We start from the raw sequence: 25,719 nt of genomic DNA, 5'->3' as shown, positions 1-25,719 counted from the left end.
CATTATGTACGAAGTGAAAGATTGGCAACATGTATTTAAGTTAGATCCAGCGAAAGAAATTAGCGATGCACACCTGGAGCTTATTTGCGAGTCAGGAACAGATGCCATCTTTATCGGTGGATCTGATAATGTAACGGTAGATAATGTACTCGATTTAATGAGCCGTGTAAGGAGATATACAGTCCCTTGCGTACTAGAATTATCGACTTTGGAAAGTGCGATACCAGGATTTGATCATTATATGATTCCTTCTGTACTTAACAGTTCGGATGTAGCGTTTCACAATGGAATACTGCACGAAGCAATTAAACAGTTCGGTCATATGATTGATTATGACCTGTTTACATTAGAGGGCTATATTGTACTTAACAAAGAGAGTAAAGTGGCGCAGCTAACGAAGGCGAATACAGTATTATCGACAGAGGATATTGAAGCCTATGCTGAGATGATTGAGGAAGTATATAAGCTGAAGACAATGTATATAGAATATAGCGGAACCTATGGTGATGTGGAAATGGTTAAGGCTGCAAAACGAAAACTGAAATCTACGCGTCTGATATATGGTGGAGGTATTGATTCACGCGCACGCGCACAAGAGATGCTTGAAGTCGCAGATACAATTGTCGTTGGGAACGTCATCTATACAGATATTAAGGCAGCATTACAAACAGTAAAGGTAGGATTATAATGAATGATTTATTAAAACATATGAATGAAGAGCAGCGTCAGGCAGTGATGACGACAGAAGGCCCACTTCTTATTATGGCAGGAGCAGGTTCTGGTAAGACACGCGTGCTGACACATCGCATCGCTTATTTAATTGATGAGAAAGATGTTTCACCTTATAAGATTCTAGCAATCACATTTACGAATAAAGCGGCGAAAGAAATGAAAGAACGTGTCAAGAAGATTATCGGTGACGAGAGTGATGTTATCTGGATATCAACATTCCACTCGATGTGTGTCCGTATATTAAGACGTGATATTGACCGTATCGGTATTGAGCGTAACTTTACGATATTAGACCCAACAGATCAGCGTTCTGTCGTTAAGGATATATTAAAACGTGAGAATATCGATCCGAAGAAGTATGATCCACGTATGTTCGTTGCAGAAATTTCGAACTTAAAGAATGAAATGAAATCACCTGATGATGCGATTGAGGCAGCGAGTGACTTTATGAGTATGATGATCAGCAAAGTTTATGCAGAGTACCAGCGCGTGCTGCTTAAGAATCATGCACTGGACTTTGACGACCTCATTATGACGACGATTCAACTGTTTGAACGTGTCCCTGAAGTTCTGGATTATTACCAGTCGAAGTTTCAGTATATCCATGTCGACGAGTATCAGGATACAAATAGAGCGCAGTATCTACTCGTGAAGATGCTTGCCGATAAATTTAAGAATATTTGTGTCGTCGGTGACTCGGATCAGTCGATATACGGCTGGCGTGGGGCAGATATTTATAACATCTTAAGCTTTGAAGATGATTATAAAGATGCTAAGACGATCTTTTTAGAACGTAATTATCGCTCGACGAAAAATATTCTGTTTGCTGCAAATGAAGTGATCAAAAATAATACAGAACGCAAACCGAAAGCACTTTGGACAGACAACGACCATGGCTCTAAGATCAACTACTATAAAGCGATGTCAGAACGTGCAGAAGCGGAGTATATCGTTTCAGAGATATTGAAGAAAAAGCGTGAAAACTATGCGCTTAGTGATATGGCAATACTGTATCGAACGAATGCACAGTCTCGTGTTATCGAGGAAACGCTGATGAAATCAAACATCAGCTATACGATGGTCGGAGGCACAAAGTTCTATGACAGAAAAGAAATTAAAGACCTGCTTAGTTATCTTCGCCTTGTTGCTAATAGCAACGAAGATATCAGTTTTACGCGAATTATCAATACACCAAAACGCGGTATAGGGCCTGGTGCACTAGATAAGATTATCGCTTATGCAGAGCATAATGGTCTGAGTTACTTTGATGCACTAGCTGAAGTAGATTTTATCGGACTGCCGAAGAAGACGACAGAGAAACTCGTTGAATTCTATACAATGATGGACAACTTAATGAAGCAGCAGGAATTCTTATCTATTACGGAATTAACCCAGACACTGCTCGATAAATCGGGTTATATGAAGATGCTTGAAGCAGAGAATACTTTAGAATCACAGTCACGTATTGAGAACATTCAGGAGTTTATGAATGTGCCGAAAGATTATGAAAAGGACACGCCAGTTGAAGAACAGTCCTTAATTAATTTCCTGACAGATTTACAACTCGTTGCAGATGTTGACAATGCAGATTTAGAAGCGGGAGTTACGCTGATGACGATGCACTCAGCAAAGGGCTTAGAGTTTAAAGTCGTCTTTGTTGCAGGTCTTGAAGAGTCGATATTCCCGCATAGCCGTAGCTTGAATAGTGATAGCGAGATGGAAGAGGAACGTCGTTTAATGTACGTTGCAATTACAAGGGCAGAAGAACATCTTTATTTATCTCATGCTGAGATGCGTAACTTATTCGGCCGAACACAAGCGAATAAGAAGTCGAGATTTATCTCTGAAATTCCAGAGGATATTCTGGATATACCAGTAGCGAGAAAGTTTCCAGCAGGTGTTAAACGCGGACCAGCACGTAGAATGACGCAAGCGGCTTCTGCTGCTCAAGCTCAAGCTACCTATAAAGTTGGTGACAAAGTAATGCATAAATCATGGGGAGAAGGATTAATCAGCAATGTGACAGATAAAGGTGGTTCAACAGAACTGGATATCATTTTCAAATCTGTAGGGATGAAGCGACTGTTAAGCCAGTTTGCCCCAATTGAAAAGAAGGAGTAATGTATGAATATTGAACAGAGAGTAACAGAACTGCATCAGTTGCTACACCAGTATAACTATGAATACCATGTACAGGATAATCCTTCTGTACCTGATAGTGAATATGATAAGTTACTGCACGAACTGATTGATATTGAACGTGAGCATCCAGAACTGAAGACGGATGATTCTCCGACTGTGCGTGTAGGTGGGACACCGGTCTCTGCATTTGAGAAAGTTGATCATGATACACCGATGTTAAGTCTTGGCAACGCCTTCAGCGAAGAAGATTTGCTGGCATTTGATAAGCGTGTTAAAGATGAAGTCGGCGAAGTGGAATATATGGTTGAACTGAAAATTGATGGTCTTGCAGTATCACTGAAGTATGTCGATGGTGTATTCGTTCAAGGTTTAACGCGTGGTGATGGTACAACGGGTGAGAACATCACGCAGAATTTAAAGACCATTCATGCGATACCATTGACGTTATCTGTACCGCTCACTTTTGAAGTGCGTGGTGAAGCCTATATGCCTAGAAAGTCATTCCTTGCGCTTAATGCATATCGGGAAAAGGTTGGAGAACAGCTAGCTGCAAATCCACGAAATGCTGCAGCAGGTTCATTAAGACAGCTGGACTCTAAGCTTACTGCGAAACGTAAGTTAGATATCTTCCTATACAGTGTGAACGATTTAAGAGAGCTTGATGCACAAAGTCAAAGTGAAGCTTTAGACAAGTTAGACGAAATCGGCTTTAAAACGAATCATGAACGAAAGCTTTGTCGTAATATGAAAGAAGTGTTCGAGTATATTAAATACTGGACAGAAGCGCGCAATGATCTAGCCTATGATATTGACGGTATCGTCATTAAGGTAAACGATTTAAGTAAGCAGGATGAGCTCGGTTTTACGGCGAAAAGTCCGAAGTGGGCGATTGCCTATAAATTTCCTGCTGAAGAAGTCATAACGACATTAAAGGATATCGAGCTGTCTATCGGGCGTACTGGTGTTGTAACACCGACTGCAATTTTAGAGCCGGTGAAAGTAGCGGGTACTACTGTAGGACGTGCGTCGCTGCATAATGAGGATTTAATTCACGAGAAAGATATACGCATCGGTGATTCGGTCGTTATAAGAAAAGCAGGAGAGATTATACCTGAAGTAGTGCGCGTCGTATTGGACAGAAGACCTGACGATACTGAGCCGTACCATATGCCTGAAATTTGCCCGTCGTGTGGTCATGAACTGGTACGCATTGAAGGGGAAGTGGCTTTGCGCTGCATCAATCCGAAATGTGATGCGAAACTTGTAGAAGGTGTGATCCATTTCGTTTCCAGAACGGCGATGAACATTGATGGTTTAGGGGAACGTATCGTCGAAGTCTTATACAATGAAGATATTATAAATGACGTTGCAGATCTATATACGTTACAACGTGAACGACTCTTATCTTTAGAACGTATGGGAGAGAAGAAAGTCGATAAATTACTGGCAGCGATAGAAGCTTCTAAGGCCAATTCACTGGAACGGCTGCTCTTTGGATTAGGTATCAGACATCTAGGTGCAAAGGCGAGTATGGTGCTTGCACAGGAATTTGGAACGATGGATAATTTAAAGAATGCCACAGTTGAAACATTGACACAAATTGATGATATTGGTGAGAAGATGGCACAGTCTTTAGTCACTTACTTGCAAAATGAAGACATCATTCATCTGCTTGAAAAACTAGAACAATATGGTGTAAATATGCGCTATACTGGGGTTACGAAAGATGATATCGAAATTCATCCGGTATTCGGCGAGAAGACGATTGTTTTAACAGGTAAACTTACTATCATGTCTCGTAGCGAAGCAACGAAAGCATTAACGAACCTTGGTGCAAAGGTGACAAGTTCTGTAACGAAGAAGACAGATATTGTTATTGCAGGTAGTGATGCCGGTAGCAAGAGAGAAAAAGCAGAGTCACTCGGAATTCCTGTATGGACGGAGCAAATGATGGTGGATGCATTACGAAATTAAGAGGGGAAATCTATGAAGCGAATAGGGATATTAATGTTGTCTACAATTATTCTGGCAAGCTGTTCAAATGGTACACCAGAAAGTAACAACAAAGAGAAGGATAAACAAATTTCAACAGACGTACAGATATCAAATGATTATTATAGAACATTGTTACCATTCAAAGAGAGCCAGGCACGTGGACTTACAAGTTCGAATATGGTAAGCAGCTACAATGGCGAAGCATTTGAGGACGGTTTATTAAATATCAGCAAGAAAGTGTACACACCAGATAAATATTTATACCGTGATGGGCAATTATTATCGAAGAGTGCTGTTGAGAGCTATCTTGAACCGGAATATACAAAGCAGGAAATCGATAATATGGATAAAGACGAGCGAATCGAAAAAAACGCTTATGCCAATTTCGGTCTCAACCCGTCACACAAAGGAGAAACAGATGGGGAAAAAATTGCCCGACAATCTCCAGCGTATTTGTCGCATCTATTAGAACAGAATTTCTATACTGAAGAAGATGCAAAAAAACAGAAACTTTCAGGTATGACAATCGGTCTTGCAATGAATAGTGTATACTATTATCAAAAAGAAGCGTTTGGAACTACTTATAATGTGAAACTCGATAAAAAAGAAATCGAGAAGCAAGCTAAGCAGATGTCTGATGAAATACTTTCTAGATTACGTGTAAAGCAGGAACTGAAAAATATTCCGATCACGTTTGCTGTGTTTGTACAGTCATCGGCTGAAAGCATCACACCTGGATCGTTTACTTCATATGGTACGAGTAAAGCTGGAAGCAGTAAGATTGATGATTGGAAGAAAATAAATGAAGATTACATCTTAGTGCCATCGGACGAAGTGGGAGAACTGGATGAAAAACTGAATAATGGATTTAAGCAGTTCAACGATCAGCTACAGAACTACTTCCCGAACTTTACACAGGCAATTGGAACAGGTTATTTCGTTGATGATAAGATACAGTCACTGAAAATTAATGTGCCATTAGATTACTATGGAAAAGCAGAAGTTATCGGTGTAACCCAATATATCGCAGACTTATCAATGAAAAGCTTTGCGCATGTCGATCGCTTTGAAATCTCCATCGTAGACAACACTAGACCTCGCGCATTAATAGTGAAAGAAAAAGGTGATAAAGCACCGTACATTCATGTATATGAATAGCGAACTTAGATATTAATCTGCACGCAAGAACATGCAACCGTGGAGAAAGAGTAAAAGGTCGAGACACGTTGTCTCGACCTTTTTATTATGAATTCACAATTTGTTTCATTTCATCGAACTCGTCAATAATACGTTGTTCAGGTTTCGGTGTAACCATACTTACAAGTACAGTTGACACAAAACTGATAAAGAACCCTGGAACAATTTCATATAACTCAAAGATACCACCGTGTGATTTCATCACAATCCAGAAGATTACTGTAATTGATCCAAGTACCATACCTGTAATCGCACCATGCTTCGTTAAACCTTTCCAATAAAGCGATAACAATACGAGCGGTCCGAATGCCGCACCGAATCCTGCCCATGCGTTACCAACTAAGTTTAAGATTGTATCGTTTGGGCTCCATGCAATTGCCATTGAAACAATTGCAACGAGTAATACTGATAGACGTCCAATCATAACGAACTCTTTCTCACGACTTGTGTCCTGAATGTTCGTTTTACGTAATAACATGTAGAAGTCTTGCGTTAAAGCACTGCTTGTAACAAGTAACTGTGAAGAAATCGTACTCATAATAGCTGCTAAGATTGCTGCTAGGAAGAATCCTGCAATTAGTGGATGGAATAACACTTGACTCATCATTACGAAGATTGTTTCAGGATTGTCTAACTTAGCATCTGATTTATTTACAAATGCAATACCAACAAGTCCTGTAACACAGGCACCGATTAATGAGATTGTCATCCATGAGATGCCGATGCGTCTTGCTGCAGGTAACTGTTTGTGTGACTTAATAGACATAAAGCGCACGATAATATGTGGTTGTCCAAAGTAACCTAAGCCCCATGCCAGTAAAGAGATAATACCAACTGTAGTCGTACCTTTGAAGAAGTCTAAGTTCGTCGGTTTAAGTTCAACGACAGTATCGAAAGCTTCCATACCATTTAATTTTATCAATGCTACGATTGGTACTAACACTAATGCGATTAACATGATTACCCCTTGGAAGAAGTCCGTAAGCGATACGGCAAGATATCCACCAAACAACGTGTAGATAATTACGATACTTGCAGTAAGTATAAGCCCGTAGTGATAATTTAATCCAAAGGAACTTTCGAATAATACGCCACCAGAAACCATTCCGGCATGCGTATATAATGTGAAGAACACGACGATAACAAGACCAGAGATAATCTTCAGTATACGTGTATGATCACTAACACGTTTCTCGAAGAAGTCAGGGATTGTAATGGCGTTATCTGCAAGCTCCGTATAAACACGTAATCTTGGTGCAACTAAGATATAGTTTAACCAAGCTCCTATCGTTAATCCGACTGCAATCCAAGTGGCAGAGAGTCCTGTAGCGTACACTGAACCTGGTAATCCCATCAGCATCCAGCCACTCATATCCGCTGCTCCAGCAGAAAGTGCTGTTACTAATGGTCCAAGGTTACGACCGCCAAGCATATATTCATCTAATGTACTTGTTGATTGTTTATATGCATAATAACCGATCCCTAACAGGATTAAGAAATATACAGCAATCATGACATACGTCATCCATGTTGCTTCAATTTTTACGTTTTGAAACGTATGACCTAATATCAAGCCCATTTGTTTATCCTCCTTTATTTTTACAATTAACGCTGAATTTTATTGTACTAGAGTGACAATATATCTATTATAATAGGGATTTAAGCGTTTTCATAGAATTATTTTTAGTATGCTTAGATTTTTTCGTTAAAATTTGATAAAATTTAAAGATGTTATATGTACATAAGGAGGACTCACATGTCAAAGATTACAAATGAGCAAGTTAAACACGTTGCACATTTAGCACGATTAGAAATTACTGAAGAAGAAGCAACAAAATTCAGTGCACAACTTGAAGCAATTCTTAACTTTGCGGATCAATTAGAAGAAGTGGATACTGAAGGTGTAGAACCGACATTCCACGTATTAGATTTGCAGAATGTATTGCGTGAAGATGTGGCAGAGACGAGCTTAACACAGGAAGAAATCTTAAAGAATGCTGCACATACAGAAGATGGACAATTTAAAGTGCCATCTATTTTAGGCGGAGGAGAATAATATGTCATTAAGATACGAATCAATCGAAAGCTTATCTCAAATGATTCAGAATAAAACGATTAAACCTTCTGAATTAGTTGAAGATACTTTTGTGAACATCGAAAAAGATGATACAGTCATCAATTCATTTTTAGCTTTAGATAAAGAAGCTGCGTTAGAGAAAGCAAAGACTATGGATAACGAAACACCATCAGGTAAATTATTTGGAATTCCGATGGGGATTAAAGATAACATCGTAACGAAAGATGTTGAAACAACTTGTGCGTCTAAAATTTTAGGTGGCTTTAATTCTGTATATGACGCTACTGTAATGAATAAATTAAATGCAGAAAATGGTATTCTTGTCGGTAAACTGAACATGGATGAGTTTGCGATGGGTGGTTCAACTGAAAATTCATTCTACAAGAAAACAGTTAATCCATTTGATCACACTGCAGTACCTGGTGGATCATCTGGTGGTTCTGCAGCTGCAGTTGCTGCAAGCTTAGTACCTTTCTCACTCGGTAGTGACACGGGTGGTTCTATTCGTCAACCAGCATCATACTGTGGTGTAGTAGGAATGAAGCCAACTTACGGTCGTGTATCACGTTTCGGTTTAGTTGCATTTGCATCGTCACTTGACCAAATTGGACCAATTACGCGTAACGTTAAAGATAACGCAACTGTATTAGAAGTGATTTCAGGACTTGATCCACATGACTCAACAAGTGCACCAGTCGATAATGTAGACTTCACTTCACAAATTGACAAGGATATTAAAGGTCTTCGCGTAGCAGTACCGAAAGAATATTTAGGTGAAGGTGTATCTGAAGAAGTTAAGGCAAGTGTACAGGCAGCGATTAAAGCATTAGAGAAGATGGGTGCAACAGTTGATGAAGTATCACTCCCTAATTCTAAATACGGTGTTGCAACGTATTACATTCTTTCTTCAAGTGAAGCAAGTGCGAACTTAGCACGTTTTGACGGTATTCGTTACGGATATCAGGCAGAAGGGGCACAAAACTTAGAAGAACTTTATAAGAAGACACGCCAGGAAGGTTTCGGTGACGAAGTGAAACGTCGTATTATGTTAGGAACTTATGCGCTGAGCTCTGGTTATTACGATGCATATTACAAAAAAGCACAAAAAGTACGTACATTAATTAAACAAGATTTTGAACGTGTATTTGAAAACTATGACATTATTGTTGGACCGACTGCACCAACTACAGCATTTGACATCGGTGCTCAAATTAATGATCCATTAACAATGTATGCGAATGACATCTTAACAATTCCAATCAACCTAGCAGGGTTACCATCGATGTCTATTCCATGCGGAGAGTCAAACGGCCGTCCAATCGGTTTACAGTTAATCGGTAAACCATTCGACGAGAAAACTTTATACAACGTTGCATATAACTATGAACAAAGCTTTAACATGCACGAACGTTATCAATCATTATAAGGAGACTTAAACTATGCATTTTGAAACAGTAATCGGACTAGAAGTCCACGTAGAATTAAAGACAGAATCGAAAATGTTCTCAGCTTCTCCTGCACATTTTGGCGCAGAGCCAAATACGAATGTTAACGTTGTAGATCTTGGATACCCTGGTGTATTACCGGTCGTAAACAAGACTGCCGTTGACTGGGCAATGCGTGCAGCGATGGCACTAAATATGGATATTCGAACTGAAACGAAGTTTGACCGTAAAAACTATTTCTATCCGGATAACCCGAAAGCTTACCAAATTTCACAGTTTGATGAGCCGATTGGTGAGAATGGTTATATCGATATTGAAGTGAATGGCGAAACGAAACGTATCGGTATTACGCGTCTTCATATGGAAGAAGATGCAGGGAAATTAACGCATAAAGATGGCTATTCATTAGTAGACTTAAACCGTCAAGGTACGCCATTAGTTGAGATTGTATCTGAACCAGATATTCGTACACCTGAAGAAGCGTATGCGTATTTAGAGAAGTTAAAAGCAATCATTCAGTACACAGGCGTATCTGACGTCCGTATGGAAGAAGGATCACTGCGTTGTGATGCGAACATCTCATTACGTCCTGTAGGTCAAGAGAAGTTTGGTACGAAAGCAGAACTTAAAAACTTAAACTCTTTCTCATTCGTTAAGAAAGGTTTAGAGCACGAAGTAAAACGCCAGGAAGAAGTACTATTAAATGGTGGAGAAATCTTACAGGAGACACGTCGCTTTGACGAGTCGACAGGTAAGACGATCCTTATGCGTGTTAAAGAAGGGTCTGACGACTACAGATACTTCCCAGAACCAGACTTAGTACCTTTATATATTGACGAAGCATGGAAAGAACGTGTGCGTGCATCAATTCCTGAACTTCCGGATGTACGTAAAGCGAAGTATGTATCAGAGTATGGATTACCTGAATACGATGCGCACGTATTAACATTAACGAAAGAAATGTCTGATTTCTTCGAAGCGATGATCGCACTTGACGCAGATGCAAAACTTTCATCAAACTGGTTGATGGGTGGCGTAAACGAATACTTAAACAAGAACCAGAAGGAGTTACATGAAACTGCATTAACGCCTGAGAACTTAAGTGAAATGGTGAAGTTGCTTGCAGATGGTACAATCTCTTCTAAAATTGCGAAAAAAGTGTTTGCTGATACAGTAGAAACAGGTAAAGCACCGAAAGTGATTATGGAAGAACAAGGTCTTGTTCAAATTTCTGATCCTGAACAACTGAAAGCGTTCGTAACTGAAGCGTTAGATAATAATCCTCAATCTATTGAAGACTTCAAGAACGGTAAAGGTAAAGCTACAGGCTTCTTAGTAGGTCAGATTATGAAGATTTCTAAAGGACAGGCAAATCCACAGCTTGTTAATAAAATTTTGCGTGAAGAATTAGAAAAAAGATAAATAAAACAGGAGCCTGGATGAGTATTCAGGCTCTTTGTCCTATACAGAGGTGAAAGTATGATAGATATTCATAACCATATATTGTACGGTGTCGATGATGGTGCTCAGACAGAAACAGAAACTCTTGATATGGCACGACAAGCCGTTGCAGAAGGGATTACAGATATTATTGCAACACCGCATCATAAAATTCAGTTATATGACAATTTCGGTCCGAAGATTAAAGAACTAACAGACAAGGTAAATCAGCTTATTAAAGAGAATAACATTCCACTTAATGTGCATGCCAGTCAGGAAATTAGGATCTACGGTGATGTCATCACAGATTTGAACAGTGGTAAAGCATTACCGCTTGCAGGGCCTTACGTATTAATAGAATTTCCATCTAATGAAGTGCCGATTTATACGGAGCAGTTATTTACACAACTTGCAATGGAAGGGTATGTTCCAATCATCGCTCATCCAGAACGTAATACTGAGCTTCAGAAGAACCCTAAGAAACTCGCTGAACTGATTGAACTCGGTGCACTCGCACAAGTTACAGCTGGGGTAGTTGTTGGCAATTTAGGTCATCATGCACAATCTATTGCAGACCTTATGATTGAACATCAATTGATTCATTTCGTCGCAAGTGATGCCCACAATGTAAATAACCGTAATTTCCATATGAAAGCAGCATACGAAACGATTGAACATAAGTTTGGCAGTGAAGTTGCTGATCGTTTCAAAGATAATGCGAAGAAAGTGCTGCTTAGTGAACAGATACCATATTTAAGCCCGAAAGAAATCATTAAGACTGAGAGTTCATCAGAGAGACACGCAAAGAAGAAGAAAGAAAAGAAAAAGAAATTTCTAGGCTTATTCTAAATTGACATAAGTGCAAAGTGATACGTTCATAAAAAAGACTATCGAGACAAAGTCCCGATAGTCTTATTTTAATATTTCGTCTGTAATGGCTTTACTCCATTTCGTCACGCCATCTTTCGTAAGGAGCTCTGTATCATTGTCATATTTATCTTTGACAGCTTCACTTACTGGGATGAAATACACGTCCTGGTTTTGCAGGAAGTTTGCTTCTTTTTGCTGGTAAGTATTAAATTCATCATCATTTATCCTACGTGTACCAGTAACGTAAATTTTTCGGTGTTCATTTTTAATGTTATTAAGGATTGCTTCAAGATTATTCAAATGGTCTTCGATAGTTACGCCTTCGATATAGTCATTAAGTGTAAGCGCATCTAAAATAACGACATCTGGATTTTTTTTATTAATATCATCACTGTTTAATGTGTTAGAACTTGCATCAACATCAACAATATTATAATTTACATCTTCTTGTAAATTTGAAATAAATGTATTTGCGACATTCGTATCTTTATTTGATGTTTGATACGGTGTGCTTACAAACGTCAGCTGCATCCTTTTATTATCTTTCTTTTGTTCTTCATAAATCTTTTGGATTGCAGGTTCTTTGAAGACGTGTGGTAGAGATATTTTTTCTGATTCTTGCTCTTCTGATTGATGAGCAGCGCTTTTTAATTGTGCTTCCTTTGTTTCTCCGCCTTCAGTTACTTTACCTTGCCAGTATTTATAGCCGGCACCAATCAGTAGAATCGCTGCTAATATATATATCCAGAATAATATATTTTTCATTAATTTAACCTCCAGTTTCATAGATATTATTATTTTATCAAATAACAGATATAAATAATATATGATGATGAAAACTATTTTTGTGAAGAATGGGTAAAGTATATGAATAAATATTTTATTATTCTAAATATTATTAATATTCATAGATATATTACATTTAATATGATAAACTACTTTAAATTAGCACGAAATACGAAGTAACTTGCGGGGGATGGGGGAATTCTATGTTAGATTATAAATTATATAGTGATCTTGACTATCATCAAATATATATCAACGCTTCTAAGGAACTAATAGAAGTCTTTCGGAATGAAATTGTTGAATTACATCACATTGGTAGTACCTCCATTGAAGGTGTAAGTGTCATACCGTCAGTAGAAATATTACCGGTAGTCAAGGACTTAAACAAGCTTGATGGTTATGTCGCTCAGATGGAACGAATTGGTTATTCATTAACTCAAACGTCACTAGATAGAAATAACAAGTATCTACTGTTTACTGCACATAAGAACGATATAGAGATATGTGTACTTATTATTGAACGTACAGACTGTAATAGTCTTGAGAGAAAACTAGCAGTTAGAGATTATTTAAGGACACATCATAAAGAGCGTATCGCATACAGGCTGTTTAAGCAGGAGTTAAATCGCTTAACAAAAGCATCTCAAGAATTGCAACGTGCAGAAGATGAATATTTAAAAGAGATTGAAGCAAAAGCGATATACTGGTACCGATTAAATAATTAAGAGGAGTGGTCTCCACCCTCTATTTTTTTGTGTCAAAATTGCATATTCGTGCTGTTCATGTAAAATAAAAGTATTCAATAATACAAAATGAGGGGTAACAAATGATGAATAATATAAAGATAGCTAAAGCAGCTGATCATAACATATATTTAGATCTTCCTATGGCAAACCGTCATGGTTTGATAGCAGGTGCAACAGGTACGGGTAAGACTATCACACTAAAAGTTATGGCTGAACAGTTTTCTAAAGCCGGGGTGCCTGTATTCCTGGCTGATGTTAAGGGGGATCTGGCGAGCATTGCAGAAGCGATGACGATTAATGATAAGATTCAAGAACGATTAAACAACCTACAGATTGATGATTATACACCTCAAACCTTTCCTGTAAGGTTATGGGATATATTTGGAGAACAAGGCACACCTGTCAGAGCGACAATTACAGATATGGGGCCTATGCTTTTAGGTCGTCTGCTAGAATTGAATGATACACAGTCTGGCATATTAGATATTGCGTTTAAAATCAGTGATGAGCAAGGTCTGCTTCTACTGGACCTGAAAGATTTACAGGCATTATTAAAGGAAATGTATGAAAATACGACCGAATATAGTGGTGTTTATGGTAATATCACGAAGCAATCGATAGGTGCAATTCAACGTAAGTTATTATCATTAGAAACACAAGGTGCTGATCAGTTTTTCGGGGAGCCGGCATTAAAGTTATCGGACTTTATGGAAACAACGGAAGATAAGGGTGTCATCAACATCCTGATGGCCAACAATTTATATACAAAACCAGTATTGTACTCTACATTTCTACTTTGGTTATTAACAGAACTCTTTGAAACATTACCGGAAGTCGGAGATATAGAACAGCCGAAGCTTGTATTCTTTTTCGATGAAGCACATCTACTGTTTAAAGGTGCACCGAAGTCATTTGTGACACAAGTGGAGCAAGTAGTACGTCTCGTGCGTTCTAAAGGTGTCGGGGTATATTTTATTACTCAAAATCCAATCGACTTACCTGATGAAGTATTAGGTCAGCTTGGAAACCGTGTTCAACATGCTTTACGCTCATTTACACCACGTGATCAAAAAGCTGTTGCCAGTGCAGCTGAAACGTTCCGACAAAACCCTGAAATTGATGTCGCGTCCGTTATTGGAGAATTGAAGACAGGAGAAGCACTCATTTCCTGTTTGAATGAAGACGGACAGCCGAGTATTGTAGAACGTGCATTTATCCGTCCGCCGGAAAGTAAGATTGGCGTGATTGATGAACAAGTGAAAGTTAAGGTTATAGAAGGCAACCCATATCATGCACAGTATAATGAAACGGTTGATCGTGAGAGTGCGTATGAAATACTGCAGAAGAAAGTAGAAGCATCGAAAACAAAAGCACAAACTAAAGAAGCGAAAGCTGAAAAAGCAGCGCCTAAAAGAAAGCAAAAATCTGATTTCGAAAAGATTGCTTCAAGCGTACTTACAAGTGTGGGAAGACAAATTGGGCGTGAAATTGTAAGGAATATATTTGGAACGAGAAGACGTTAGGAGGAGTGTACGTGAGAAAACGTGCCAGAATTATCTATAATCCAACATCCGGTAGAGAGCTATTCAAAAAAGCATTACCCGATGTATTAATTAAGTTAGAAGATGCAGGATATGAAACAAGCGCTTATGCAACAAAGAGTGCAGGTGATGCAACAGCTGCTGCAGAACGTGCAGTGGAAGATAAGTTTGACTTGGTAATTGCAGCAGGTGGAGACGGTACGATTAATGAGGTGATTAACGGTATCGCAGAAAAAGACTATCGACCAGACATCGGTATTATACCGATGGGAACCGTGAATGACTTTGGTCGTGCGTTACTCATCCCAAAAGATATCGATGAAGCGGTTGATGTGATTGTCAGTGGGCAGACAGTATCAGTAGATGTCGGTAAAATGAATAATCGCTATTTTATTAATATCGCTGGAGGCGGAAAGATTACGGAAGTGAGCTATGAGGCGCCGAGCCGACTGAAGACAGTACTGGGACCGCTTGCTTATTATGTTAAAGGATTAGAGATGCTCCCAGAAATTAAAGCAAGTGATGTACGTATCGAATATGATGGTGAAGTATACAGCGGAGAAGCGATGATGTTTCTGATAGGCCTTACAAATTCGGTAGGTGGCTTTGAGAAGCTCGTGCCGGATGCATCGATTAATGATGGCTACTTTACGTTATTAATATTAGAGAAAGTGAACTTTGCGGAGTTCGGACATATATTTACGCTTGCTTCAAGAGGGGAACATATTAAGCATCCTAAAGTACGTTATGTTAAAGCTAAAGACATAAAAGTATCGTCATTTGATAAGGTGCAGTTAAATGTCGATGGCGAATTTGGAGGTATATTACCAGCTCACTTTATTAATCTTGAACGTCATATTAATGTCTTTAGTTTATTAGAACAGCTGAATACAGAGAAGAAGATTGAGATAGAAGAAGAATATCGTGAAATGACGAAAGTAGTACGTGATTAAAATGGAGAGGCAGAACACTTTTGTTCCGCCGTTTAGATAGTTATCGATATAGGATTAAATATTATCTTGTAATCATTTTATTTTGTCTTCACATTAATCTCATCAGTAAATTCATCGAGCAGTGCATCATGTTCAAAGTTTCGATGAGATGGATATAGACTCAGACCACCATCTGCTACAATCGTCTGGCCGGTAATATATTTACTTTCCTTACTTGCTAGAAATGCAGCGACACTTGCGATTTCTTCAGGTTCTGCAACATACCCCATCGGCACAAATAAATCTGCATCTTTCTTATCTTGTTCTGTCTTGAAATTCTCTGCATTAATTGGTGTATTGATACTGCCAGGTGCAATGTTATTAACGCGGATCTGTACACGTGCATATTCGAGAGCGAGACTTTGTGTAAGTAGTTTTACACCGCCTTTACTTGCACAGTAATGCGCATAATGTGGCCATGGTATAATTTCATGGACGCTTGATATATTGATGATCGTACCTTTATATTTATTTTCCATAAAGTGACGTAAGGCTAATTGACACCCAATGAAAGTTCCGCGTAAATTCACATCGATTACTTTATCGAATGTTTCTATCGACATCGTATGACTTGGAACGTCGGACTGGATGCCTGCATTATTAACAAAGATATGGAATTCCCCGAAGTGTTTGATTGTCTCCTTTACGAGATGTTCCATATCATTCTTACTGGTTGTGTCTCCTTGAATCATCAGTGCCTCAACACCATATGACTGAAGTGCTTCGATTAATGCTTGTGCTTCACCTTCTCTAGAATGATAATTGATAACAACATTGATGCCTTCTTGTGCATAACGTAAAGCTGTAGCGCGTCCTATACCTGATGCTCCACCAGTGATTATTGCGACCTTACCTTTTAGATCAAGATACATAACAAAACTCCTTCAAATATGATGGTTTATATTACCCTCATTATGTTATATATAACCTTTTACGCACATCAAATTTTCCTATAAGATAACAGTGGAGTAGAAAAGTACTCAAGAAATGGGGCGAATGGAGTGTCTCTTATTTTAATAAGATAGACAAACCGTTCATATTGAAGGATAATAAGGCTACTGCCTCTGGATTCCCGAGCTATAATATGGATTTACTCTATGAACTGGCGTATAGCATCGATCTTATACAAGAAGCGAGATATGGAACTACCAGGGAAGCAATCAATAACAGTCACTTTGTACAAATAAACTATAGGAGCAATTATGAAACAAATTAAATTTAACAAGAATGAAATACTTACTGGAACAGTCGTAGATTTAACACATGAAGGTGCGGGCGTTGTAAAGATTGACGATTATCCGTTCTTCGTTGAAGGGGCATTACCTGGCGAAGAAGTTTCGATCAAAGTCATGAAAGTCGGTAAAACATTTGGATTTGCAAGACTTGAGAATGTATTAACAAAAAGCACTGACCGTGTTGAAGAGAAAGATATTATCGGTAGACAAGTAGGTACGATGACGCTGCAGCACATGTCATATGATGCACAGCTTAAGTTTAAGCAGCATCTCGTTGAAAGTGCATTTATACGATTAGGGAAATTTAAAAAAGTAAAAGTATGGGAAACAGTCGGAATGGATTACCCATACGAATACCGTAATAAAGCGCAAATCCCAGTACGTTCAGTAAACGGCAATGTTGAAACTGGATTCTTCAGAAAGAACAGTCATCAGCTCGTCCCTGTAGAGAATTTCTATATTCAGCATAAAGCAATCGATGAAGCGATTGTGAAAGTAAGAGATATTCTGCGCAAATACGATATCGTACCTTATAACGAGCGCAACCATAACGGAGAAATCCGCCATATCGTCGTGAAACGAGGTCATTATACAGGTCAACTAATGATCATATTAGTAACGAATAAAAAACGTCTGCAAAACATTGAATCGATTACACATGATATCGTGAACACAATCGATAACGTTGAAAGCGTTGTATTAAACTTCAACAATCAAGAAGGTAACGTAATTCTTGGACGTAACAATACAGTATTACACGGAACGCCGTATTATACAGATAAGATGTTAGGACTAGAATTCAGAGTATCACCAAACTCATTCTTCCAGGTGAATACACCACAAGCAGAAGCATTATATAACCTTGCCCTTGAAGCGGCAAACTTAAAAGGACATGAAACGGTACTCGATGCATATTGTGGTATCGGAACAATCTCGCTCGCACTCGCACAGCATGCAGAACAAGTCTATGCGATGGAAATTGTGCATGAATCGATTAAGATGGCGAAGCAGAACGCGAAGATGAATGGTATTGATAATGTTCACTTTGAAACAGGTTCAGCAGACGAAATCTTACCGAAGTGGAGCGAACAAGGCGTGAAGTTTGATGTCGCAGTTGTCGATCCACCACGTAAAGGGTTAGATGACGACTTCATTCAGACATTAATTACACAAAGCCCTAAAACAATCGTCTATGTCAGCTGCAATCCAGGAACATGTGCACGTGATTGCCGTAAGTTTGCAGATGCAGGTTATAAATTAGAATACGTAAAACCAGTGGACTTATTCCCGCAGACACCGCATGTTGAATGTGTTGTGAAATTAACGAAATAAATTGAAACGTATAGTCATCCAGGCTATACGTTTTTATATTGAATAACATAGCTATTATATTGAAAATTGTATACACTAGTAGCGTATGTAAATATTTTCTAACTTTATTATGATATTGGAAGAGGTATACAAATGGAGATTATAAAAGTTGTTAATCCACAAATGGGTGGAAAAAAAGCGTTCGAATTATTTAAAGCATCTATAGAAAGTGGTGCGAAAACGATAGGTCTCGCAACAGGTTCGACACCGATTTCGTTTTATGAAGAAGTGGTTCATAGCGATATTGATTTGACGGATGTTACTTCTGTAAACCTGGATGAGTATGTAGGATTAAGTCGTGAGAATAAACAGTCTTATGCTTATTTTATGAATGAACAACTGTTTAAATATAAAAAGCTTAAAGCATCATTTCTACCGAACGGATTAGCAAGTAATATTGATGAAGAGATAAGCCGTTATAATGATATTCTTACGTGTCATCCGATTGACTTTCAAATACTTGGTATCGGATCTAATGGCCATATCGGTTTCAATGAACCTGGTACGAGTTTTGAATCTACGACACAACTCGTAAAGCTTGCACCTTCTACGATTGAGGCGAATGCGCGCTTCTTCGACACGATAGATGAAGTGCCAACAGAAGCAATTTCTATGGGGATTGCTAATATTATGGCTGCAAAGCGTATTGTTTTACTTGCATATGGTGAAAGTAAAGCAGAGGCAATTTATAATACGGTACATGGCAGTGTGACAGAACAGGTGCCTGCATCTATATTACAACGACATCCGAATGTTACAATAATTGTGGACGAGTCAGCAGGTAAGCTTATATAACGAAAAGAGTAGAGTTATTACTGATAAACAATGCAGTAGAGCAAATATAAAGGGTTTTAACATTCCCTATATAAATCTGCTTGCAAAATCAAGAAACATGATGTACCGAATTTATTGAATAAAAGAAGTGATATTATGAAAAGAATCATTCACATCGATATGGATGCGTTCTATGCGCAGGTGGAACAGCGGGATAATCCTGAACTTAAAGGTAAGCCTGTTATCGTTGGTGGTAAGAGTCGTAATCGTGGCGTTGTGGCGACAGCGAGTTATGAGGCGAGGAAGTTTGGTGTGCATAGCGCGATGCCGACGTCTCGCGCATATCAGTTATGCCCAGATGGTTATTATGTGAGTCCTCGGTTTGATGTGTACAAGTCTGTGTCACAGCAAATTATGAATGTCTTCAAGAGTTACACGGATATTGTGCAGCCGTTATCGTTAGATGAGGCATACCTCGATATCACGCATCTCGTACGTCCGGATCTTGGTGCCAGCCAAATTGCCGCGTCTATTAAACGTGATGTATATGAGGCAACACATTTGACGTGCAGTGCGGGTGTTTCTTATAATAAGTTTCTGGCTAAAATCGCTTCCGGTATGAATAAGCCGAACGGATTAACCGTCATCCATTATAATAACGTGCAGCAAATATTAGATGCGTTGCCGATTGGTGAGTTTCCGGGTGTCGGTAAAGTGACTGAACAGAAGATGCATAAGCTAAAGATAGCAACTGGCAAAGACTTACGTCAGTTATCCGAGATTGAACTTATTGAACAGTTCGGCAAGAAAGGGTCAAGCTTATATAACAAAGCACGTGGTATTGGCACTGATATTATAGAGGTCGAACGTGAACGCAAGTCAATCGGTAAGGAGACAACATTTGCGCATGATAAGAATGATGAATCCTATATTTTACGCGTAATGAATGAGCAGACGGAGAAAGTCGCAGCGAAGCTTCAAAGCATGAATAAAGTGACTGATACGATAACGGTAAAGATTAAGACAAGCGACTTTGAAAGCCATACGAAGCAGACGAAGCTGCTCGATTTTACTGATCAGGCAGATAAGATATATGCAACAGCTGTTTTGCTCTATACAGATTTAAAGCTAGAAAATGAAGAAATCCGTTTAGTCGGGGTTCAGGTAGGGAATATAAAAAATAAAGTGTACGAAAATCTAACGATATATGATTTTCTCTAGAAATGAGGAACAATTATGAAATTCAAATTTGCGATTATTGGAATAACCGCACTGCTTATCGTGATGTATGTGATGCATGTCATTGAAAGTGGTTTTGATATATTACCGTTACTCGGCATTATTGCTGTAGCGGTATTTTTATTCTGGGTCGACCACAAATTAGAGCGTCCTGTAACGAAGCAGAGTATTAAGAAATCAATTAAAGAAACAACGAAAAAGTAGCATTCGAACATGAATGCTACTTTTTATATGTCATAAAAGGCAATTAAGCTTTTCAGTTTATCATCATCGATGAGCATAATTTCTTTACCGAGCGCAATTTTATTACGTACGATGCCCTCTTTTTTTGAAACCCCTTGCTTAGATTTACCCATAATAAAGATATCTATTGTATCTATTTCTTCTGTATATATAAAGCCGTTATTCACGATATACTGTACGATGTCTTTACGTTTCTTGTGCAGTGTACCTGTTATTGCGATGCGCTTGCTATAGAAGAGATGATCTTTATTTACTTTAGATGTATCAGGCGTGATATGATTTAAATCTGTCTGATAACATGACATTTGTGCACGCTTTGACGTAAGCGACACGCTGCTAATGTATTTCTTGCGTCGCTTATAAGTTAAATATTGATTGAGTGACTCATAATTCTTCAACAATCGCACTGTAATCATGGCACATGCTTTTGCATCGTTTAATGCGTGATGATGACCGTGGAAATTCAGGTTATAATAGGCCATCATATTTTTTAAGCTGTAGCTGTGGTTTGTAATCGTATCTCTCGCCATAATGCAAGAACAGAAGTAGGGTAGCGTCGGCATTTCAAAGTGATAACGTTTGATCGATGCATGGAGGACTTTCATATCAAACTGTGCAAAGTGACACACGACTGGTAAGTCTCCGATGAATGACAGCATGTGAGGATAGACGGTTTCAAATGTAGGTGATGGAGCAACATCTTCAGGTTTTATATTATGGACGTTTATATTTGAAGTATTAAAGTTTGTTTCGGGATTTACGAGCGTATAGAAAGTTTCTGTCATCATATTATCTATAACTTTTACCATACCAACACTACAAATTGATGCAGCATTATGGTTTGCAGTCTCGAAATCTAATGCAATAAAAGAATTCATGTATACTCCTTTGAACTTATATTTTATTTATTCAGAGAATAAAGAGTTATCTTTATAAAAAAGGGAATAGATTAATGGATATGCAAGTAATATTACATGATTTCTGCTGGAATCTGTAATCATTTGACTTGTGAATAAATTGGGAGGATATTATGAAGAAGATTTTTTTAATCAGCAGTGCCTTTGTTGGTGTTATTGTAGGCGCTGGATTTGCATCAGGGCAAGAGATACTGCAGTACTTTACAAGCTTTGGAGCAATGGGGATATTCGGTGCGATTGTATCAACCATATTATTCGCGTACATCGGGATGATTCTCGTCTGGGCAGGTAGCAAGACAGAAGCAGATGACCATCAAATTGTGATTCAAAGATTGACAGATTATCCTGGAATCGGAAAAGTGTTAGCTTGGATAATAGATGTTGTACTGATTATTACGTTATTTAGTTTCGGTGTTGTGATGCTTGCCGGTGCTGGTTCTAACTTAGAACAGCAATTTGGCATACCGACAGCTTATGGAACAGCATTAATGGCATTAGTCGTAATTATCGCTGGAATGCTTAAAATTGACCATATCGTAAAGGTTATCGGTAACATTACACCATTTCTAGTTATTATGATTGTTATTATTTCGATTTATTGTATCGTGACATTAGACACACCTTATGCAGAACTAGATTATATTTCAAATACGGTAACTTCACCATTCCCACATTGGATTATTGCAGGTGTGAACTACGTATCGATGAACATAGGACTGGGTGCTGCAATGGCAATTGTTATCGGGGGTTCTGAAGGCAATAAACGTGCCGCTGCACTTGGAGGGTTAGTCGGAGGACTTGTATTAGGTTTACTGATTATACTTAGTCATCTTGCAATATTCTCTAAAATCGAAACTGTTAAAGACTTACCGTTACCGATGCTCGGTATTGTAAATGAAATCTCACCAATACTTGGTATTGCAATGTCGGTTATCGTGTTTACGATGATCTTTAACACGGCTCTTAGTATGTTCTATGCTTTCTCAGCACGTTTTACGACAGTAGGTACAGTGAAGTTTAGAGTGTTCTATATATTAGCAACACTTACAGGTTTCGGATTAAGTTTCGTAGGATTTACGAAACTTGTGAACAAAGTATATCCGATACTCGGCAACATGAACTATTTATTGATTATCATCATAATGCTCGCTCCGCTGAAATTAAGGATGAATAACAAGAATAAGCAGCAGGCTTAATAAGCTTGAAATGCACCCCAAAAGTCAGATCTAAAATCTAACGTTTGGGGTGCATTTCGTTGTTTACTGGTCGCTATATTATTCAGCCTGAAATTCTCGTTTACCAAGTTCCTTCTCATATAGATAAAGTGCATTTGCATCATCTTTAATACGACGAATATAATCAATATGCTTCTTGAACATCGCTTCTTCTTCAACTTGCTCATCTAAGAACCAGTTTAAGAATGAAATTGTTGCATACTCATTATCATTTTTTGCGAGCTCAGCTAGGTTATAGAAATTCTTTGTCACTTGCTGCTCTTGTACAAGCCCTGCCTCAAAGGTATCAAGAATTGTAGCAAAGTCATTCTTTGGTGCTTTGATTTCTGAGAAGATGGCATGCTGATCACGGTCGTTTAAATAGTTATAAATCTTAGTTCCATGGAAACGCTCTTCTTCAGCTTGTTGTTCATAGAAGTTGGCAAATCCATCATAACTTTCTTTAGCACAGTATGCAGCCATTGCCATATAAGCATGTGCAGCCTGGAATTCTTCGTTCATCTGTTTGTTTAAAGCATCTGTTAATGTTTGAGATAACATAGTATGACCTCCTTTAGTTGTTACAGTTATTATAATATAGTTTAAATGGTAAATATAATAATATGGTATAACATTAATAATTATAAATACAAATGTAAATTGATATGCGAATAATTTGTATGATGATATAATAAAGTGTTGAATAAGGAGGTACGTATGAAAAAATTTGCTGCTATAAATGTTGCGAAAGTCGCAAGGAAATTAAGTATCATGGCGGGGAAGCGTGGTACGGATTTACCTGGTCAAGTCGCACGTAAAATTGACTCAGATATATTAAGAAAATTAAGCGCACAAGTTGATGAAGTTGTGTTCATTTCAGGTACGAATGGTAAGACGACGACGAGTAATCTGATTGGGCATACGCTAAAGACGAATGGTATATGCATTATACATAATACAGAAGGTGCCAATATGGCAGCAGGTATCACGTCGAGCTTTATCGTACAGTCTTCTAAAGATACGAAGTTAGCAATAATAGAAATTGATGAAGGTTCTATTCCACGCGTCTTAAATGAAATGACGCCGACGAAGATGGTGTTCACAAACTTCTTCCGCGATCAGATGGATCGTTTCGGTGAGATTGATATATTAGTAGATCGTATTGCCGACAATATTAAAGGTAAAGGCATTGAACTGATACTCAATGCAGATGATCCATTTGTATCACGGTTAAAGATTGCAAGTGATGATGTTGTATACTATGGCATGAAGAGTCATGCCCATACATTTGAAGAAAGTACGATGATTGAAAGTAAGTACTGCCCGAACTGTGGAAAGATGCTGATATACGACTGGATTCATTACAACCAGATCGGACACTATCATTGTTCATGTGGTTTTAAACGTGAACAACCGAAATATGAAGTAGAATCATTGAATGAGAATCCATTTTTAAATCCTGTCATTAACGGCTATACATTTAATATGCAGATTGCCGGAGACTTTAATGTATTCAATATTATTGCAGCATACAGTGTGCTGCGTGAACTAGGATTAAATGATGAGTCGATTGATAAAGGATTTAGCACTTATCAATCTGACAATGGTCGTATGCAGCGCTTTAATACAGGGAGTAAATCTGCAATTATCAATCTAGCGAAGAATCCGGCAGGACTTAATGCCAGCCTTTCTGTAGGTGAGAAGATAGAAGGCGCTAAAAGTTACATTATCAGCTTAAATGACAATGGTGCAGATGGCAGAGATATATCATGGATCTGGGATGCGGATTTCGAGAAGCTTGCGCGTCAGGACATTCCTTATATTATGTGTACAGGAAACCGTGCTGAAGAAATTGCACTAAGACTGAAATATGCAGAAGTGGTTGCACAGATTGAAGTTGATCAAGATATTAGACGCGCAACAAAGACAATACTTGAACGCCCAGAGTATACAGTATGTATTCCGAACTATACCTCTTTAGAACCGATGCATCAGACACTTACAGCATACTTTGAAGGAGGGCATAAATAATGAGTAAAGCGATAGAAATATTTCATTTTATGCCGGATAAACTCAATTTATATGGCGATATCGGAAATATTATTGCACTTAAAAAACGTGCAGCGTGGTATGGTATTGATGTAAATGTCACGGATATTAATACGACAGCAGGAATTAAGATCAGCGATGCAGATCTACTATTTATTGGTGGCGGAAGTGACCGCGAACAGAAAATTGCAACGGATGATCTATTCCGTGTGAAAGATGACTTTAAAGCAGCGATAGAAGATGGTATGCCCGCACTTACGATATGTGGGGGATATCAGTTCCTTGGTGAGAAGTATATCACACCAGACGGCCAGGAATTACGTGGACTGAATATATTAGATTTCTATACAGAATCTAAACCAGAACGTTTAGTAGGCGATATTGTTATTGAGTCTGAAACATTCGGACAGATTGTAGGATTTGAGAATCATGGCGGCAGAACATATCATAATTATGGAACACTAGGACATGTCGTCAGTGGATTTGGAAACAACGATGAAGATAAAGAAGAGGGTCTCCATTATAAGAATCTATTAGGGACGTATCTGCACGGACCAATATTACCGAAGAACCACGAAATTACTGATTATTTATTGCGCACAGCATGTGAACGTAAAAATATGCAGTTCCCTGAAATCAAGCTGGATAATACACGTGAAGAAGCAGCGAAGCAAGTCATTGTAAGAAGGTTACTCGAAGAAAAATAACTGAGAT

Annotated in this window: 23 protein-coding genes; 18 read left to right on the top strand and 5 right to left on the bottom strand. The window is 38.4% G+C overall.

Annotation, left to right across the window (positions count from 1 at the left end):
• Positions 1–4: 4 nt before the first annotated feature.
• The 4 genes from pcrB to ACZ2V4_RS04225 are packed head-to-tail and all read left to right on the top strand — an operon-like array spanning position 5 to position 6,027.
• Complete coding sequence (gene pcrB / locus ACZ2V4_RS04240) at positions 5–688, top strand: heptaprenylglyceryl phosphate synthase (protein ID WP_219493029.1); 684 nt, start codon at positions 5–7, stop codon at positions 686–688.
• A complete protein-coding gene (gene pcrA, locus ACZ2V4_RS04235; protein WP_219493028.1) occupies positions 688–2,853 on the top strand; it encodes a DNA helicase PcrA in 2,166 nt (721 codons plus the stop codon). The genes pcrB and pcrA overlap by 1 nt, the downstream gene beginning before the upstream one ends.
• 3 nt (positions 2,854–2,856) lie before the next feature.
• The gene (gene ligA, locus ACZ2V4_RS04230) at positions 2,857–4,848 is read left to right on the top strand and encodes an NAD-dependent DNA ligase LigA (RefSeq protein WP_420496166.1); all 1,992 of its coding nucleotides are present in this window, start codon (positions 2,857–2,859) and stop codon (positions 4,846–4,848) included.
• Between the two features lie 12 nt (positions 4,849–4,860).
• Positions 4,861–6,027, top strand: coding sequence for a CamS family sex pheromone protein (locus ACZ2V4_RS04225; protein ID WP_219493026.1), 1,167 nt, complete (start codon positions 4,861–4,863; stop codon positions 6,025–6,027).
• A gap of 85 nt (positions 6,028–6,112) precedes the next feature.
• Here the strand turns inward: ACZ2V4_RS04225 and putP are convergent, their stop codons facing one another.
• Positions 6,113–7,645 carry a sodium/proline symporter PutP gene (gene putP, locus ACZ2V4_RS04220; protein ID WP_490514530.1) on the bottom strand — a complete coding sequence of 511 codons (1,533 nt, stop codon included), beginning with the start codon at positions 7,643–7,645 and terminating at the stop codon, positions 6,113–6,115.
• 177 nt (positions 7,646–7,822) lie between these two features.
• Between putP and gatC the strand changes: the two genes are divergently transcribed.
• The 4 genes from gatC to ACZ2V4_RS04200 are packed head-to-tail and all read left to right on the top strand — an operon-like array spanning position 7,823 to position 11,877.
• Positions 7,823–8,122, top strand: coding sequence for an Asp-tRNA(Asn)/Glu-tRNA(Gln) amidotransferase subunit GatC (gene gatC, locus ACZ2V4_RS04215; protein WP_012657539.1), 300 nt, complete (start codon positions 7,823–7,825; stop codon positions 8,120–8,122).
• A 1-nt stretch (position 8,123) separates the two neighbouring features.
• A complete protein-coding gene (gene gatA, locus ACZ2V4_RS04210; protein ID WP_219493025.1) occupies positions 8,124–9,569 on the top strand; it encodes an Asp-tRNA(Asn)/Glu-tRNA(Gln) amidotransferase subunit GatA in 1,446 nt (481 codons plus the stop codon).
• A 13-nt stretch (positions 9,570–9,582) separates the two neighbouring features.
• Positions 9,583–11,010: an Asp-tRNA(Asn)/Glu-tRNA(Gln) amidotransferase subunit GatB gene (gatB, locus tag ACZ2V4_RS04205; protein ID WP_012657537.1), complete on the top strand. Its 1,428-nt coding sequence runs from the start codon at positions 9,583–9,585 to the stop codon at positions 11,008–11,010.
• Between the two features lie 57 nt (positions 11,011–11,067).
• Positions 11,068–11,877, top strand: coding sequence for a tyrosine-protein phosphatase (locus tag ACZ2V4_RS04200; protein WP_219493023.1), 810 nt, complete (start codon positions 11,068–11,070; stop codon positions 11,875–11,877).
• A 63-nt stretch (positions 11,878–11,940) separates the two neighbouring features.
• Here ACZ2V4_RS04200 and ACZ2V4_RS04195 read toward each other — a convergent pair whose 3' ends face one another.
• Positions 11,941–12,663, bottom strand: a complete 723-nt coding sequence (locus tag ACZ2V4_RS04195; protein WP_420496164.1) for an SGNH/GDSL hydrolase family protein — start codon at positions 12,661–12,663, stop codon at positions 11,941–11,943.
• 224 nt (positions 12,664–12,887) lie between these two features.
• On the opposite strand from ACZ2V4_RS04195, the gene ACZ2V4_RS04190 reads away from it, so the two are divergent.
• The 3 genes from ACZ2V4_RS04190 to ACZ2V4_RS04180 all read left to right on the top strand — a co-directional run bounded on the left by ACZ2V4_RS04190 (position 12,888) and on the right by ACZ2V4_RS04180 (position 15,924).
• Positions 12,888–13,409, top strand: a complete 522-nt coding sequence (locus ACZ2V4_RS04190; protein ID WP_219493018.1) for a GrpB family protein — start codon at positions 12,888–12,890, stop codon at positions 13,407–13,409.
• Positions 13,410–13,510: 101 nt separating this feature from the next.
• The gene (locus ACZ2V4_RS04185) at positions 13,511–14,953 is read left to right on the top strand and encodes a helicase HerA-like domain-containing protein (RefSeq protein WP_219493017.1); all 1,443 of its coding nucleotides are present in this window, start codon (positions 13,511–13,513) and stop codon (positions 14,951–14,953) included.
• Between the two features lie 11 nt (positions 14,954–14,964).
• On the top strand, positions 14,965–15,924 hold the full coding sequence (locus ACZ2V4_RS04180) for a diacylglycerol kinase (RefSeq protein ID WP_219493015.1): 960 nt from the start codon (positions 14,965–14,967) through the stop codon (positions 15,922–15,924).
• Between the two features lie 77 nt (positions 15,925–16,001).
• Here ACZ2V4_RS04180 and ACZ2V4_RS04175 read toward each other — a convergent pair whose 3' ends face one another.
• Complete coding sequence (locus tag ACZ2V4_RS04175) at positions 16,002–16,835, bottom strand: glucose 1-dehydrogenase (RefSeq protein WP_283722598.1); 834 nt, start codon at positions 16,833–16,835, stop codon at positions 16,002–16,004.
• A 330-nt stretch (positions 16,836–17,165) separates the two neighbouring features.
• Between ACZ2V4_RS04175 and rlmD the strand changes: the two genes are divergently transcribed.
• From rlmD to ACZ2V4_RS04155, 4 genes are all read left to right on the top strand, one after another.
• Positions 17,166–18,530: a 23S rRNA (uracil(1939)-C(5))-methyltransferase RlmD gene (gene rlmD / locus ACZ2V4_RS04170; protein WP_420493923.1), complete on the top strand. Its 1,365-nt coding sequence runs from the start codon at positions 17,166–17,168 to the stop codon at positions 18,528–18,530.
• A 132-nt stretch (positions 18,531–18,662) separates the two neighbouring features.
• On the top strand, positions 18,663–19,364 hold the full coding sequence (locus ACZ2V4_RS04165; protein WP_490514529.1) for a glucosamine-6-phosphate deaminase: 702 nt from the start codon (positions 18,663–18,665) through the stop codon (positions 19,362–19,364).
• A gap of 135 nt (positions 19,365–19,499) precedes the next feature.
• A complete protein-coding gene (dinB, locus tag ACZ2V4_RS04160) occupies positions 19,500–20,564 on the top strand; it encodes a DNA polymerase IV (RefSeq protein ID WP_219493000.1) in 1,065 nt (354 codons plus the stop codon).
• 15 nt (positions 20,565–20,579) lie between these two features.
• Positions 20,580–20,786, top strand: a complete 207-nt coding sequence (locus tag ACZ2V4_RS04155; RefSeq protein ID WP_219492999.1) for a hypothetical protein — start codon at positions 20,580–20,582, stop codon at positions 20,784–20,786.
• Between the two features lie 23 nt (positions 20,787–20,809).
• Here the strand turns inward: ACZ2V4_RS04155 and ACZ2V4_RS04150 are convergent, their stop codons facing one another.
• A complete protein-coding gene (locus ACZ2V4_RS04150) occupies positions 20,810–21,703 on the bottom strand; it encodes a 3'-5' exonuclease (protein WP_490514528.1) in 894 nt (297 codons plus the stop codon).
• Positions 21,704–21,855: 152 nt separating this feature from the next.
• Here ACZ2V4_RS04150 and ACZ2V4_RS04145 point away from each other — a divergent pair, with 152 nt between their 5' ends.
• Positions 21,856–22,938: a YkvI family membrane protein gene (locus ACZ2V4_RS04145; protein WP_219492997.1), complete on the top strand. Its 1,083-nt coding sequence runs from the start codon at positions 21,856–21,858 to the stop codon at positions 22,936–22,938.
• A 78-nt stretch (positions 22,939–23,016) separates the two neighbouring features.
• Here ACZ2V4_RS04145 and ACZ2V4_RS04140 read toward each other — a convergent pair whose 3' ends face one another.
• A complete protein-coding gene (locus ACZ2V4_RS04140; protein ID WP_219492996.1) occupies positions 23,017–23,517 on the bottom strand; it encodes a ferritin in 501 nt (166 codons plus the stop codon).
• Positions 23,518–23,673: 156 nt separating this feature from the next.
• Between ACZ2V4_RS04140 and murT the strand changes: the two genes are divergently transcribed.
• Positions 23,674–24,987 (top strand): lipid II isoglutaminyl synthase subunit MurT, encoded by a 1,314-nt coding sequence (gene murT / locus ACZ2V4_RS04135; RefSeq protein ID WP_490514527.1) that lies wholly within the window; start codon positions 23,674–23,676, stop codon positions 24,985–24,987.
• Positions 24,987–25,712 (top strand): lipid II isoglutaminyl synthase subunit GatD, encoded by a 726-nt coding sequence (gene gatD / locus ACZ2V4_RS04130; RefSeq protein WP_419895075.1) that lies wholly within the window; start codon positions 24,987–24,989, stop codon positions 25,710–25,712. The genes murT and gatD overlap by 1 nt, the downstream gene beginning before the upstream one ends.
• Positions 25,713–25,719 lie beyond the last annotated feature (7 nt).

This window comes from Macrococcus sp. CoH-51_TC_04, assembly GCF_058188655.1.
The sequence above is the reverse complement of the archived record's forward strand: the minus strand, read 5'-3'. Positions and strand labels throughout refer to the sequence as shown.